Here is a 14022-nt window from a genome sequence, read left to right on the forward strand (position 1 = left end):
GCCCGTTGCGCACTGCGCCCCGCTCGGTCACTCCGTGACCGAGAGCCCTTCCTTCATGTCCTCGAGGTCCTGCATCTGGTCACCATGCCCGGTGGCGGCACCGCCCACGAAAGCGCTGGGGCCGCCGGGGGTCTCGACCACGATCGCGGCGTAGCGCCAGGAGTCGGTGGATTCGAAGGTGGTCTCACCTGTGATCGCGACGGTGGCCTCGAACAGGTGCGCCGGGTGGCCGTCGACGGTCGTGGCCTCCTCGTGGATCTCGCTGACCTGCGGCTGGTCGGTGAACACCTCGGCGGAGTCGTCCCGGGTGATGGAGCACTCGAAGAGGTGGCGGGCGGCGGCCTCGGCACCAGGGTACCCGCCTGTCTCCTCCGGGTAGGCGACGCGGCCCACGGTCACGGCCGTGTACCAGCCGGCCTCGACCGGTGTCCAGGCGCTCTCGGAATCCTCCAGGTGGGGCTGCTGCCCGGCGCTGCCGGAGAGGCGTTCCCAGCCGCTGGGAAGTGGGACAGAGAGGCCGCCTCCGCGCATCTCGCCCTCCGGCTGCTCCTGAACACTGCCCGGGGCGTAGAGCGTGCACTCGGTGGAGGGGGCCACCGTCATGGTGGGCCCCTGCTCCGGTTCGGGCTGGGTGGTCTCCTCCTCGCTGGGGATGTACTCGCCGCGCGTCCTCTCCTCGTCGTCGGTCTCCTCCTGTGTGGTGGAGGGGTCACCGCCGGTCAGCGGATCCTGGCCGCCGGGGAACACCGTCTGGGACAGCACCAGGCCCACCACCACCAGGATCACCAGCAGCAGGCCGGCACCCCCGAGGCCGAGGGCGAGCCAGAGGCCGCGGCGCGATCCACCACCGCCCGGTCCTTGCGGCGCAGGGCCGGTGGGCCCCGTCGGACCAGGACCACCTGCGGGTCCCCCGCTCACCCCGGAACTACCCGGGCTGCCGCCTCCGGAGAAGTCCGGGAGTGAGAAGTCTGCCGAGTCGTCCTGACGGTCCTGCATGCGGATCCCCCTGCTCGTGTCTCGCGTTCCGCTGGCGCACGGTCAGACTAGCCGTCGTCCTTCACTGCCTCACGGAGCTCAGTGGATCTCGGAGACGAGCTGTTCGAAGCGGCGGGCCATGGCCTCCAGGCTGTACCGGGCGGCATTGGAGCGCGCCGCATCGGGGGTGATGTGCAGGGCCCGCCGGATGGCCTCGGCGAGGTCCGCGGGGTCTGCGGAGTCGGCGACCGCTCCCCCGTCGCCGATCACCTCGGGCATCGCTCCCCGGGGGGTGGCGGCCACGGGCGTGCCGGTGGCCATCGCCTCGACGGGGGCCAAACCGAAGGGCTCGGCCCACAGCGGCGAGGCGATGAACACGTCGGCCGCGCTGAGCTGCTCGCGGATCTCGGCGTGGGAAAGGTGGCCCAGGTACGCCGGTGCGGTGGAGTCGTGCTCGCTCTCCTTCCGCAGGTGCGGAGCAATCTTCTCCTCGAAGTAGCCGGGGTCTGAGCGCAAGCCGCTGATGCGCAGATCGACCTCGGCCAGTCGGGCGGCTTCGATCGCGATGTGCAGGCCCTTCTGGTGGGTGATGCGGCCCGTCCACAGGGCCACAGGGCGCTCTCGTAGTCCGTCGTGGGGCCGGGAGGCGGGTCCGTCGGCCCGGGTGCTCGACTCACCGGTCGGGGTCGACGTCTCGGGGGCGGCCGACCAGTAGTCGATGTCGATGCCGTTGGGCAGTACGCCGACCTCGGGGTAGTGCTCGCGCCAGGCCTTGGCGTTGGATTCGGAGACGGTCACGAAGCGGTGCTGTTCGGGAAGCTCGGAGGTGCGTGCGAAGAATTCCACGAAGGCGGGCACCGGCACGGGACTGTGCATGATGGTGAGCAGGCGGCATGAGCTCAGCAGCTGGTGCGGCAGGGGGCTGAGGGAGTTGTTGACAACCAGGTCGTCGTCCGTGCTGGCGGCCATCTCGCAGGCCCGGCGGATCGCCTCCTCGGAGCGCCGCGCCTGCAGCGCTCCCCGCTGCTGGTCCGGGTTCAGCTCGTACTGGTGTTCGCTGCTCTCGATCTGCGCGAACTTCGCACCGGCGGGGATCTCACTGCCTTCCTTGGCGTACAGCGTGACCTGGTGGCCGCGCTCCAGCAGGGCCGCGGTGATCATCGAGGTGTGCATCTCCATGCCCCCGGCCCAGGGCTCCCGGATGGGGTGGTGGGGGTGGCAGATCAGCGCGATCCTCATGGCGAACACCTTTCGTCAGCGGAGGGGACCGGCGCAGGGAGCGCAGAAACCCCGCTCCGCACACTACCCACCCCCGGTATCAGGTGGGGGCGTCGGGGCTGTGACCAGCACGAACTCGCGCTCAGGCCCCCCTACCGAGAGGAAGGGGGCGGGTAGCGGAGGGACCTTGAAGTGATGAGGTCCACTGCCCTGCCCGGAAGCACCTCCAGCTCGCTCGCGGCATCGATGAGATCGAGCAGGTCCAGGTCGGGGTCCACATACACGAGCAGGTCGATGTCGCTATGGGCGTGCTCCTGGTGCTGAGGGACGGAGCTGAAGATCCGCGGGTTGCTCATGCGGTGGTGCTCCAGCACGCGAAGGATCGCTCTCGTACGCAGCGATGTCGGGCTGCGTAACACCACTGCGCTGGGCGAGCTTCACTTGGGTGAGCCCCGCTTGCAAGCGTCGCGATCACAGATCTTCCAGATGCGGAGCACAGCCCGCGATATGACGGCCGGTTCGGCGGTAGAAGTCGATCCCGAATCGAGGCGATACGCATCCCTCATCGCAGCAGACGTGGACGGGACTGATGCGCGATCAGGTGTCAGTTGGGGTTAGGCCGCCAGGCTGACGGTCGGGTTCATGATGGTCTCGTATTCGATGGGGGTCAATCGGCCCAGGCGGGCCTGCCGACGGCGGCGGTGGTAGGTCCGCTCGATCCAGGTGATGATCGCGATCCGCAGCTCTTCCCGAGTCCGCCAGCGCTTGCGGTCCAGGACGTTCTTCTGGAGCAGTGCGAAGAAGGACTCCATCGCGGCGTTGTCCCCGGCAGCACCGACTTTCCCCATCGAGCCGATGAGGTGATGACGGTTCAGGGCGTGCACGTAGCTCCGGGCTCGAAACTGGGATCCTCGGTCCGAGTGCACGATGCAACCAGCCACGTCGCCACGCCGTGAAGCTGCGTTGTTCAGGGCGTTCACCGCGAGGCGAGCCTTCATCCGGTCACTGATCGAGTAGCCGACGATCCGGCCGGAGAATACGTCCTTGATGGCGCAGAGGTAGAGCTTCCCCTCGTCGGTCCGGTGCTCGGTGATGTCGGTCAGCCATAGCTCGTTGACGTCGTCGGCGGTGAAGTCTCGCCTCACGAGGTCGTCGTGCACGGGCGGGCCCGGGCGCTTGCCGTTCTTGCCGCGCTTCTTCCCGAACACGGACCACCACTGGTTGTCCCGGCAGATCCTCCACGCGGTCCGCTCGCACATCGACTCGCCAGCGGCCTCCGCTTCACCGGCGAGGAACCGATACCCGAACTCGGGATGGGACTGCCGCACGTTCAGGTGACAGTTTGACCTGCCCTACGGTTTGGTTTCCACTCTTGGTCGCTAGCTGTAGTTGGTCATGACGTTGTCGACGCTGGCGTGGAGGCGTGAGGCCGGGGGCTGATCGCCGCAGGCGGTGTGGGGCCGATGGACTCTTCTATGTCTGTCAAGCCGTGGTCGGCGCCGCGTGGAGCGCCTCGAGAGTTCGATAGATCCGCCGGGCGAGGTAGCGCTTGAGGCAGCGTCGGATCTCTTTTGTCGTGCGCCCCTCAGCTCGCCGTCTGTCAACGTAAGCGCGTGTCTCGGGGTCGTGAACCATTCGGGTGACCGTGGCCATGTGGAGCACGCGATTGAGCCTTCGATCGCCTCCGCGATTCAGCCTGTGGCGAGTCGTGTTTCCCGACGATGCAGGGATGGGACTCACGCCGGCCAACGCCGCGAAGGCAGCTTCGTCACGCAAGCGCCCACGGTGTGACCATGCTGAATAGGCGACTGCGGCGGTCACGGGTCCGACGCCGATCACGTCCAGCAATGGGGCAGCTTTGCTCTGACGCAGAAGCTCCTCGAGCTGCGAGCGGTTGTCGGCGAGCTCAATGTCGAGAGCACGAACTCGCTTGGCCAGCCGGTGAGCCTCGGCTCGTGCAGCCGCGAGCTCGAGGTCTTCAACTCGAGTGCGCCAAGACGCCACCTCGGTGATCTGCCCGTTTGTCAGCGGCTTCCGCGCATCGAGGCCAAGATCTGCGGTGCGCAACAGGGCGGTGAGAGCGTTGACGCTGGCCGTGCGCTCCGAGCTCATGTTCTCCCGCGCGCTCGTCAGGACGCGTAACGCGGGACGCAAGCCGGCGTCGGAGCGGGGATGGCGTAGCCGGTCGTCTTCCAGCGGCAGTACCGAGGCGCCGATGCGGTGCGCATCGAGGAGATCCGACTTACCAACGCGATGATGTGTCCGAGCATCCATCCTGGCTGCCTCGGCGACTTCGTAGCCAGCGTCGGTCACGACTCGTGCGAGCCGTGCGCCATAGGTAGCGGCGCCTTCGATCACCCATAGAGCGGTCAGGTTCCCGCCAATGAGACGAGAGACCCAGGCTACGGCGCGATTCAGGCCCGCGGACGTCGTCGGGAACTGCTTGGCAGCGATTTGCTCGCCGGTGGCTGCAGTCAGGACCGCGAAACTGTGGTTGCGGGCATGGGTATCCACTCCGATGACGAACGGGCGAGTATGCGCGACGATGGCCATGGCGGTTCGTATTTCCTTCCAAGTCAGGACTGATGACGCGGCCGCTACGGGCCGGCGCAAGCCTGGATGGAAGTCACTTCGGGGCAATACTGTGATGAGTCACGACCTCGCCGAGAGGACGAGGGCGGACAGTCTTCTGATCAAGCCATCGGAGTGGGCCGGGCGAGCGCCGGCCACCCCACGCCGGAGCCGGACATGTCCATCGAAACGCACCCGATGGGGGCGAATAGTTGTAAGAGCCACGGCCTCGGCGCGGAAGCAGCACGACGCTCACCCTGCCAGCCAGTTCCAGACCAGCCGCTCAAAGACTCACAGTAGTTGTAGTGGTGCAGCCAGACGCCGTGGCGGTTCCGACGCTCCTGTTCGGAGGTGAACACCTCGGCGTAGAGGAACTCGTCGGCGGTGATCCGCTGGAACCGCTCGATCTTCCCGTTGTGGCGGGGCGTGTAGATCCGGGTGCGCTGGTGCCGGCCGATGAACGCGCAGCTCGAACGACGGAACGACCTGGCGGTGTAGTTCTTGCCGTTGTCCGTGACCAGACGGGAGATCCGCGTGATCCCGTGCTCGGCGAAGAACGCCCTCGCGCGGTGGAAGAAGGCGATGGTCGTCGCGGCGGTCTCGTCCTCGAGCGCTTCGGTGTAAGCCAGGCGGGAGTACCCGTCGATCATCGAATGGAGGTAGGTGTAGCCGACCTTCTGCTTGTGGCGCGCTTGTTCACCCGCGCCTTCTCGCTGCTACGACCGTGGACCTTCCAACCACCGCCGTCGGGAATCTTCCCGACCTTCTTCACGTCCATATGGACCATATGGCCCGCATAGCGGGCAAGGATCTTCCCTGGTCGGCGCAGGTTCTCGCCGTCCGGAGTGATGTCGCGGACCCGGTTCAGGCCGAGTCGGTCCAGCCACCGCGTCACCGTCCGGACACTGCACTGGGCGTGGTGGCCGTCGGTGAGCTCACGGGCGATCCGGCGGGCCGACCACTTCTTCTTCCGCCGCCAGTGCTCGATCAGCTCCACCACCTCCACGCTCAGGCGCGATGGGCGGTTCGCCGGGGCGCTGGAGCGGTCCTCGAGCCCGGCCGCACCGGCAGCTCGGTAGCGGCCGACCCACTTCGAGAGCGTGGCGCGGGCGATGTGGAACTCGGCGGCGACGTGCGCGATCGGCCGACCACGCTCGATCACCTGGGCGACGGCGCGCTGCCTTCCGAGCACGGTCAGCGGGGCATTACGGTGGATCACGGAACGGGTCTCCTCCCAGCAGATGAATGGCTTCAGCACCACCCATCGTGCCGGTCAGGGACCCGTTCCTTCATCCCCACCCCGCTGACTACAACGTCATAACCCGCAACAGCTAGCTTCTGGTGGTGGTGAGTGCCCGCGGGGTGCGGGCGAGGTCGTAGTCGTGGGGTGTCGCGTACTCGAGGGAGGAGTGCCGTCGACGACGGTTGTACAACACCTCGATGTACTCGAAGATCGCGTTCGCGAGCTCGATGCGCGTCTTCCACTTCTTCCAGTTCAGCAGCTCGATCTGCATCGTCGACCAGAACGACTCCATCATCGCATTGTCGAGGCCATCGCCTACGGTCCCGAACGACGGCAGCAGTCCCGCTGAACGGATCTTCTGAGTGAAGACCCAGGAGGTTAACTGGACTCCATGATCCGCATGAACGATCCCCCCGGGCCCTGGCTGACGTGCACGGATTGCCATGTCCAGAGCGTTCACGACCAGGGTGGAGTCCTGTTTGGAGTCGATAGCCCAGCCGATGATCTTGCGGCTACAAGCATCCAGCACGGCGGCGCAGTAGACCTTTCCCTCCCGGGTGGGATGCTCGGTGATGTCCGTGACCCACAGCTCGTTCAGTTCGAGACGGTGGAACTTGCGGTTGACCAGGTCGTCCGCTGTGGCGACCCCCTTGAGTCGCTTGATTCTGGCTGGGCCTGGAAGGCCACCGATTCCGGCGCGAGTCATGAGGACGGAGATGAGCCGGCTGGAACACGGAATGTTCATTCCGATGGTGAGCTCGGCGTGGATGCGGCGGTAGCCGTAGGTGCCGCGGGACGCGACGTGGATCTCCCTGATCAGCCCGGTCAGCCAGCGGCGGCGCAGCTCAGTGGAACTGGTCGGGCGCTTTCGGTACCGGTAGTAGCCCTGACGGGAGACGCCCAATAGGCGGCAGCAGGTGCTGGTGAGTGCCCCGGCGTCGACGAGTCGGTCGATCACCGGGTGCGCCCTTTTGGGGCGACTCCTCCCTCCTCGTCGAGCCACGTCGCGGCCCGGCGAAGGATCGCGATCTCCTGCTCGAGCTGCCGAACACGGCCGCGCGCCGCGCGGAGCTCGGCAGATTCCTGACTGCTTCGTCCCGGCCGGCGGCCGTGGTCGATATCGTCCTGTCGCAGCCAGCTGTGGAGGGTGACCTCGTGGATACCCAGGTCCAGTGCGGTCTGCTTGACCTGGCGGCCCTCGCGGACCAGAGCGATAGCACGGGCACGGAACTCGGGAGGGTACGGGCGGGGCATGCGAAGAGCCTTCCATGAAGACCATCGACTAGCGACGTCAACTGGAAACCGAGCCAAAGGTCAGGTCAAATGAGCAGTGGCGCTGAGGAATCTGACAACTTAGCGAGAGCTTGGGCAGCTCTCCCACCCATTGAATCGCCCCGGGTCTGGTGGAGGCTCTGATCCCACGGGAGGATGAGGAGCATGGCAGCACCACGGAAGTACCCTGATGAGCTTCGGGAGCGAGCGATCCGCATGGCTCTGGACCAGGTCAAGGAGGGCAACGGCAGGGCGGTCTTCCGCCGTGTCGGTGACCAGTTGGGCATCAACCCGGAAACGCTCCGGGGCTGGGTCCGCCAGCGCCAGATCGACCTCGGTGATCGGCCCGGGACCTCGACGGATGAGTCCCAACGAGTGATGGAGCTGGAGAAGGAAGTCCGCGAGCTGCGTCGGGCCAACGCGATCCTGCGGTCGGCTTCGGCTTTTTTCGCAGCGGAGCTCGACTGCCCACCGCGTTGATCGTGCAGTTCATCGACCTGCATCGAGAGGAGTTCGGCGTCGAGCCGATCTGCCGCACGCTCACCGCGGCGGGCACGCAGATCGCGCCGAGCACCTACTACGCCTTCCACTCCCGTCCGCCCTCGCGTCGTGCGGTGCGGGACGAAGAGGTGCTGGTCGAGATCCGCCGCGTTCACGCAGCGAACTTCGGTATCTACGGGGCGAAGAAGATGCATGCCCAGCTGCGCCGGGAGGGCGTCCAGGTGGCGCGATGCACGGTCGAGCGACTCATGAAAGTCGCGGGCCTGCGAGGGATCTCCCGGGCCAAAGGGCCCCGCACCACGATCCCCGGGCACGGCCCGGAGAGCCGTCCTGACCTGGTCGAGCGCGACTTCACCGCGACCGCTGCGAACCAGTTGAATATTCGCCTCGCTGGGGTCCGCTGATCGAGGGTTCGGGTGCCACGTCGCTGCCGTAGCGGTGGCGTCGTTCGGGACCACCAGTGGTGTCGTTGGGGCCGCTCTGTCTACGCTCCTTCCGCCGTGTGTATAGGGCACGCGGCGGAAGGAGCAATCTGGAATGGTACGGAAGATCAGGGCGAAGCTGGTGCTCCAGCTGCGCGCAGAAGGTCTGTCGGGGCGAGCGATTTCGTCCTCGCAGGGCATGTCCCGCAAGTCCGTGAGGGCGGTGTTCGAGGCCGCTGACGCTGCAGGGATCGGGTGGGGCGATATCGCGGACGTCGCCGATGAGCAGGTGTATGCCCGGTTGTTCCCGGGCCGGGGCGAGCACGAGAGCGTGTTCGCACAGCCGGACTGGGAACAGGTCCATCGAGAGATGGCCAGGGTCGGCGTGACGCTGAAGCTGTTGCACGGCGAGTACTTCGACGCGACCACGGCGGCTGGGGATCCGGCGATGGGGTATGACCGGTTTTGCCGCACCTACCAGCACCACGTCATGGTCACCGGTGCCGCTTCGAGAGTCGGTCACAAGGCCGGCCAGAGCGTGGAGGTCGACTGGTCCGGCCCCACGATGGAGCTGGCCGATCCGGTCACCGGCGAGGTCTCGAAGGTGTTCTTGTTCGTTGCCTGCCTGCCTTTTTCTCGTTACGCGTTCTGCTTCCCGGCGCTGGATATGCGCCAGGAGTCCTGGCTGCGAGCGCACGTAGCGATGTTCGAGGCGCTGGGCGGGACGGTCCCGAGGATCGTTCCGGACAACCTCAAGACCGGTGTGGTGAAGCACCCCCGCGAGGGCGAGATCGTCCTGAACGATGCGTATCGCGAGATGGCAGCGCATTACTCGGCGGCGGTGCTCCCGGGGAGGGTGCGGAAACCGAAAGACAAGGCGAGCGTGGAGAACACCGTCGCGCACGTCGCGACCTGGGTCATCGCCGGGCTGCGGGATCAGCGATTCACGTCCCTGCCCGAACTTGCAGCCGCCATCGGGCAGCGGATGGAGGCCTATAACGCGGAGCCGTTCCAGAAGCGGCCCGGATCCCGCGCCAGCGTGTTCGACGCGGAGGAGCGGCCGCTGCTGACGCCGCTGCCGGCGGTGCCCTACGAGATCTCGACATGGCACTACGGACGACGAGTGGGCAGGAACGGGCACGTCACGTTCGCGCGGAACTTCTACTCCGCGCCGTTCGCGCACATCGGCGCGAAGGTCGATCTGCGCATCACGGCCCGGACGCTGGAGATCTATCAGGGCAGCCAGCGACTGACCAGTCACCTGCTGCTCCCGGAGACCGCGAGCAATGAGTACCGCACCAACGACGCGGACCTACCTGCGGGCGAGCGTTTCCAGGCCTGGGACGCGCAGAGGGTGCGGGCGTGGGCAGATCGGGTCGGGCCGGCCACGGTGATCGTGATCCAGCGGATCTTCGAGTCCGTGCCGATCGTGGAACAGGGCCTGGATCCCGCGTTGGCGGTGCTACGGCTCTCTCGCCGCTTCTCCGTAGATCGGGTCGAGGCGGCCTGCGCACTCGCGCTGACGGGACGGGTCCGTTCACCGCGCTATGCGCATCTGCACCCGATCTTGGCCACCGGGCAGGACAAGGTCGCCGCCCTGCGTCCACCCCGCGAGGAACCCGCGGAAGACGGCGGATACGTCCGTGGCGCCGACTACTACGCCGGAGGTGTCCGGTGAGCGTGATCGATAACGACACGAAGCGGAAGCTGCGCGAGATGGGCGCGACCGCGCTGCTGGACGCGATCGATGCCCAGGATGAGGCTCACGTGCTGGGGATGTCGTTCCAGGAACGGCTCCAGCTGATCGTGGACGAGGCGCATTCCATCTTCAATCATGGAAAGGTCGAGGGTCTGATCCGCCGGGCGGGGCTGCGTTATCCCGGAGCGGACCTGCGGCGGCTGGATCTGGTCGAGGAACGGGGACTGAACCGGAACGTGATCGCGCAACTGGCAACCTGCTCCTTCATCCAGCGGCAACAGAACGTGGTCTTCCAGGGCTTCACCGGCTCAGGGAAGTCCTACCTCGGCTGCGCGCTGGCGAAGCAGGCCTGCCAGCACCGGCTCCGAGCCCACTACATCCGAATGCCCGACCTCGAAGAGGCCTGGGCCCTGGCAAAGGACAAGCCGCAGGGCCAGACGAAGTTCCTGCGGAAGTACTCCACGTTCTCGCTGCTGGTGATCGACGAGTGGCTGCTGGACCATCCTGACGAGGGAATGCGTTCGATGCTGCTGGAACTGCTCGAGCGCCGCTATGACACCGGCTCGACCGTGTTCTGCACCCAGTACCCGAAGAAGGACTGGCACGCCCGGCTCGGTGGAGCAGTCCACGCCGATGCGATCATGGACCGCATCGTGCACAACACAATCTGGATCGACACCGGCGACAGGAACATGCGAGAACACACCGCACTGCCCCAGTGACCCGATGCCGGCGGGAGCCAGTGGTCCCCACCGCGGCGGCTACTGGCCCCCGTCGGCACGATCGGCGGTCCCCAAGAGCAAGATTCGGTGGCTCCCACGACTACGAATACTCACCGTGGGCGGCATCCTCGCGACTCTCACCATTCCGACAGAGACGGGCGGCTTCAAGAAGCTTGAGGCCTGGGCGGGAGGTTTCGGAAAGGTCATCGCGTTCGGCATCGAGGGCACCGGCTCCTACGGCGCCACGCTGACCTCGTTCCTGCGACGCCACGGGCACAAGGTCGTTGAAGCGGGGCGTCCCGACCGGCGAGCTCGACGGCAGAACGGGAAGTCCGACACGCTCGATGCGGAGAATGCGGCTCGCTCCGTGCTCGCAGGGTTCGCCACCGCGATCCCGAAGACTGCGGACAACACGGTTGAGATGATCCGCCAGCTCAAGATCGTGCACGACTCCGCAGTTACCGACCGCTCAGCCTCGATGATCTCGATGAAGGCGATGCTCGTCCACGCCGACGACAGCTTGCGCCGTGAAACGAGCCGGATGTCGCCGACCAAGCTCGCTCGCCACCTCGCTGCACTACGCCCTCGCCGCCTCGAGACTCCCGCCGATTCGCTACGTCACTCCCTGCGGTCCCTTGCGCGCAGATGGCAGTACCTAGATGCAGAGATCAAGGAACTTCGCGGATCGATCGAGAAGCTCATCCACGTGACCGCTCCTCAACTCCTTGAGCAGTTCGGCATCGGGATCGATACCGCGGCCGAGATCCTCATCGTCGCCGGCGACAACCCCGAGCGCATCCGCTCAGAGGCAGCGTTCGCGAAGCTCGCTGGCATCAGTCCAATCCCTACCGGGTCGGGCATGACCAGCGGCCGTCATCGCATCAACCGTGGCGGCCACCGGCAGCTCAACGCCGCCATCTACCGGACCGTGATCGTCAGGATGCAGTTCCACGAACCGACCATCGCCTACGTCGCTCGACGCACAGCCGAGGGAAAGAGCAAACGCGACATCATCCGCTGCCTCAAGCGCTACGTCATCCGCGAGGTCTACCACCTCATCAAGATGAACCCTCGAACCGGTGAGATAGCGACTTGACTGCTATAGGAGCGTCAACGCCCTCGCAGAGACCGTGAACGGCCTCTACAAGGCCGAACTCATCCACCGCCATCGCACCTGGCCGACCGTCACCGCAGCCGAGATCGCGACTCTGGACTGGGTGGACTGGTGGAATACGAAGCGCCTCCACGAGGCCCTCGACTACCGCACCCCCGCAGAAGTCGAAGCGTCCTACACTCAGCCCGCAACGACCGTGCCCGCGACCGTCTAACCATGGAACGAAACCCAGGGCGCTTCAGTGGGGACCTTGGCGGTGGCATCGCGGACCGCTGACTCCATCCGCGATACGAGCGATCCATACCGGACGCTGCTCCTAGCTGCTTGCCAGTCAGGATTGGTCTCGAGCCGGCGGAGCGTATCGAGTGCGTCGTTATCATCCTTGCTGAGTTCCGATTCAGAGAGTTCCTCGAAAGGCACGAGCAGTGGATGGGTGCGGATCAGATAGGCATTCTTGAACTGCCCGGGGACGAAACCTTCGCTCAGCATGAAGGAGCACCACCGGTCATGCTCCAACCGCTGCAGACGGAGATGCTGCTCCGGAGAACGCTCATCGAATACGACTCGCGCCCCGGGAGCACCAATGGCTCGTTTGGCACGCCAATGAATGGGCACTGCGATGGATGAGGAGTAGTTGTATTCAGAGAGCCAGAAGCTCTCGACAGCGTCGCCGAATCCGGAGCCCATCAGGTCGGCCCAGGCGAGGTGGCAGACCAGGCCGTTCAGCTCCATCTCAGGTTGGACGACCGCGTCGTACCGGTAGACCTCGCGGGTGTCGCCGACCAGGTGTATCGACGGCAGTGGAGCATCGCCCACGCGATCGGCCGCTTCCCGGGACAGGTCTCCGAGCGCGGCATCGACCGTTGCTGAGTTGCGCGAGACGGCAAGGATCTGGGGCGCTGAGCCAGAGCGAACGGCGGCGCGGAACAGTTCGATGGCGACGGCGATATTTCTGGTGTCGTCGCCGAGGGCGACGAACACGAAGTCGAGGTGCTTACTGTGCAATGTCTGCACAAGCTTCGCTGTGGTTGCATCGGTGCTCTCATGCACCTCGATGGTGGTCTCGTTCAGCAGGCAGAGGGCGTCATTCTCGGGCAGCAGGCCGGGGAGCGCGACCGCAACACGATCTCGAGCACGGGGATCGATGTCGAAGGCGTCAACATGGAGCCGTACGCGCTCCCCGCTGGGGAGTTCCATGCGGCAGAACCAACTCATGGCACGGAGCATCTCGGTGCCATGCTCGCCGAGACCGATGACAGCCGCAGAGATCGTCGGGGTCTCTGGGGTGACTCCGCGGAACAGGTGTGTCCCTGCCGTGAGATGTTCTTCAGGGGATCGCCACAGCCAGTCGTACACCATCGCTCGCGCTGGATTCACCAGACGCATGTGCGCCGTCCACTCGGGGTGACGCTGGCCCAGTGCCAGCTTCGCCTCAACAGCGGCGGAGAACACGTAGATATCGGTGGAATCCCGCCGTCCGAACCGCCGCGATTCGACGACTTCTCGGCCGTACCAGGCATTCTTCACGTCATCATCGCCGATGATGAAGATGCGGAAGGTCGCCCGGCGAAGCCGCCACGGGAGCGGGGCGGACAGCAGATCCTGAGCGAAGCAGACGGCCCCGATCGCCCGGGCTTTCGCGATCAGCTCCGGTGACGGGCTCTCCGCTGCGATCGCGACGTTTCCGAACACGATGCTCGTGCGGAGTTCTTGCGATCTCAGACTCTCGGCCAAGGCGATGGATCGGTCGGTCAGCTCGCTGAAGAAGGTCGCATCGCGCCAGAACGGGATCGCGAACCGAATTATCGAGACCGGCGCCTGGAAGTACGAGACGATGACAGTGATCAGCAGCAGCGGCGCAGAGAGATGCATCATCCCGATCGCGATCGCCTCGATCTGCTCCAGCACGTCTGCGCCTTGGCGGAAACGTGTCAGCAGCGCTGGTACATCCGCGCCCGAGGTGAAGGTCTGCAGTGAGTAGTAGATCGACACGATCACCGCATGGAAGGTACCGAGGGCTCCCGACCCGGTTGCCGCGAGCGCAGACGGGACCACGCTCAAGAGCACGGCGATGCCGGTTCCGAGCACCAGGAGGTGCAACGAGGACCTGCGCCAGCTGCTGCGCCGGGCGGCAAAGCTGACCACGATCGTGACCAGCCAGACCAACAGAGCGATGGCAGACCAGGGATTCATGGGCCAGGCTCCGTCTCGTCGGCCAGCGGCCGGTAGGACCCTGTGAACTCTTCCGGCGGGACCGGCCACCGATTGCCCTGTTCGTCGGTCAG

At 65.8% G+C, this 14022-nt stretch carries 12 protein-coding genes, 4 pseudogenes and 1 other annotated feature; of the genes and pseudogenes, 6 read left to right on the top strand and 10 right to left on the bottom strand.

Going from position 1 to position 14022, the window contains the following annotated elements; all coding sequences use genetic code 11:
• Positions 1–27: 27 nt before the first annotated feature.
• From JOD52_RS08550 to JOD52_RS08585, 9 genes and pseudogenes are all read right to left on the bottom strand, one after another.
• Complete coding sequence (locus JOD52_RS08550; protein WP_204409482.1) at positions 28–918, bottom strand: hypothetical protein; 891 nt, start codon at positions 916–918, stop codon at positions 28–30.
• Between the two features lie 156 nt (positions 919–1074).
• Complete coding sequence (locus JOD52_RS08555) at positions 1075–2214, bottom strand: glycosyltransferase (protein ID WP_204409483.1); 1140 nt, start codon at positions 2212–2214, stop codon at positions 1075–1077.
• A gap of 131 nt (positions 2215–2345) precedes the next feature.
• Positions 2346–2549 carry a nucleotidyltransferase domain-containing protein gene (locus tag JOD52_RS08560; RefSeq protein WP_204409485.1) on the bottom strand — a complete coding sequence of 68 codons (204 nt, stop codon included), beginning with the start codon at positions 2547–2549 and terminating at the stop codon, positions 2346–2348.
• The gene (locus JOD52_RS17865) at positions 2494–2655 is read right to left on the bottom strand and encodes a helix-turn-helix domain-containing protein (RefSeq protein ID WP_376983389.1); all 162 of its coding nucleotides are present in this window, start codon (positions 2653–2655) and stop codon (positions 2494–2496) included. The genes JOD52_RS08560 and JOD52_RS17865 overlap by 56 nt, the downstream gene beginning before the upstream one ends.
• A 152-nt stretch (positions 2656–2807) precedes the next feature.
• A pseudogene (locus JOD52_RS08570) lies at positions 2808–3536 on the bottom strand (IS3 family transposase); the annotation flags it as partial.
• A gap of 36 nt (positions 3537–3572) precedes the next feature.
• Positions 3573–3671 (bottom strand): annotated as a pseudogene (locus tag JOD52_RS17870) (IS481 family transposase); the annotation flags it as partial.
• Between the two features lie 4 nt (positions 3672–3675).
• Positions 3676–4746, bottom strand: coding sequence for an IS110 family RNA-guided transposase (locus JOD52_RS08575; RefSeq protein ID WP_204409489.1), 1071 nt, complete (start codon positions 4744–4746; stop codon positions 3676–3678).
• 314 nt (positions 4747–5060) lie between these two features.
• A pseudogene (locus JOD52_RS08580) lies at positions 5061–5983 on the bottom strand (IS481 family transposase); the annotation flags it as partial.
• Positions 5984–6095: 112 nt separating this feature from the next.
• Positions 6096–7261 (bottom strand): IS3 family transposase gene (locus tag JOD52_RS08585; protein ID WP_204409491.1). Its coding sequence is split into 2 segments (ribosomal slippage): positions 6096–6985 and positions 6985–7261, totalling 1167 coding nucleotides; the frame shifts between segments, so codons are not numbered across the junction.
• Between the two features lie 183 nt (positions 7262–7444).
• On the opposite strand from JOD52_RS08585, the gene JOD52_RS08590 reads away from it, so the two are divergent.
• The 6 genes and pseudogenes from JOD52_RS08590 to JOD52_RS08615 all read left to right on the top strand — a co-directional run.
• Positions 7445–7759: a transposase gene (locus JOD52_RS08590; protein ID WP_204409493.1), complete on the top strand. Its 315-nt coding sequence runs from the start codon at positions 7445–7447 to the stop codon at positions 7757–7759.
• Positions 7720–7848, top strand: a sequence feature (AL1L pseudoknot). It overlaps the preceding gene by 40 nt.
• Positions 7762–8184 carry an IS3 family transposase gene (locus JOD52_RS08595; RefSeq protein WP_204409495.1) on the top strand — a complete coding sequence of 141 codons (423 nt, stop codon included), beginning with the start codon at positions 7762–7764 and terminating at the stop codon, positions 8182–8184. It overlaps the preceding feature by 87 nt.
• 133 nt (positions 8185–8317) lie before the next feature.
• Positions 8318–9880, top strand: coding sequence for an IS21 family transposase (istA, locus tag JOD52_RS08600; RefSeq protein WP_204408388.1), 1563 nt, complete (start codon positions 8318–8320; stop codon positions 9878–9880).
• Entirely contained in the window at positions 9877–10623 is a 747-nt protein-coding gene (locus JOD52_RS08605; protein ID WP_338124028.1) for an ATP-binding protein, read from the top strand. Before istA ends, JOD52_RS08605 begins: the two co-directional genes overlap by 4 nt.
• A 115-nt stretch (positions 10624–10738) precedes the next feature.
• Positions 10739–11719, top strand: a complete 981-nt coding sequence (locus JOD52_RS08610; RefSeq protein WP_204409497.1) for an IS110 family RNA-guided transposase — start codon at positions 10739–10741, stop codon at positions 11717–11719.
• 16 nt (positions 11720–11735) lie between these two features.
• Positions 11736–11951: pseudogene (locus JOD52_RS08615) on the top strand (integrase core domain-containing protein); the annotation flags it as partial.
• Here the strand turns inward: JOD52_RS08615 and JOD52_RS08620 are convergent.
• Positions 11948–13930, bottom strand: coding sequence for a hypothetical protein (locus JOD52_RS08620; protein WP_204409499.1), 1983 nt, complete (start codon positions 13928–13930; stop codon positions 11948–11950). The pseudogene JOD52_RS08615 and the gene JOD52_RS08620 sit on opposite strands and share 4 nt — an antisense overlap.
• Positions 13931–14022: the final 92 nt, after the last annotated feature.

It is taken from the genome of Brachybacterium muris (assembly GCF_016907455.1).
GTDB classification, from domain to species: Bacteria; Actinomycetota; Actinomycetes; order Actinomycetales; family Dermabacteraceae; genus Brachybacterium; species Brachybacterium muris.

Excerpts from the sequence above, each read along its gene's own strand:
- JOD52_RS08575 (WP_204409489.1), bottom strand. The coding sequence starts at position 4,746 with ATGGCCATCGTCGCGCATACTCGCCCGTTCGTCATCGGAGTGGATACC.
- JOD52_RS08555 (WP_204409483.1), bottom strand. The coding sequence starts at position 2,214 with ATGAGGATCGCGCTGATCTGCCACCCCCACCACCCCATCCGGGAGCCC.
- JOD52_RS08590 (WP_204409493.1), top strand. The coding sequence starts at position 7,445 with ATGGCAGCACCACGGAAGTACCCTGATGAGCTTCGGGAGCGAGCGATC.
- istA (WP_204408388.1), top strand. The coding sequence starts at position 8,318 with ATGGTACGGAAGATCAGGGCGAAGCTGGTGCTCCAGCTGCGCGCAGAA.
- JOD52_RS08560 (WP_204409485.1), bottom strand. The coding sequence starts at position 2,549 with ATGAGCAACCCGCGGATCTTCAGCTCCGTCCCTCAGCACCAGGAGCAC.
- JOD52_RS08620 (WP_204409499.1), bottom strand. The coding sequence starts at position 13,930 with ATGAATCCCTGGTCTGCCATCGCTCTGTTGGTCTGGCTGGTCACGATC.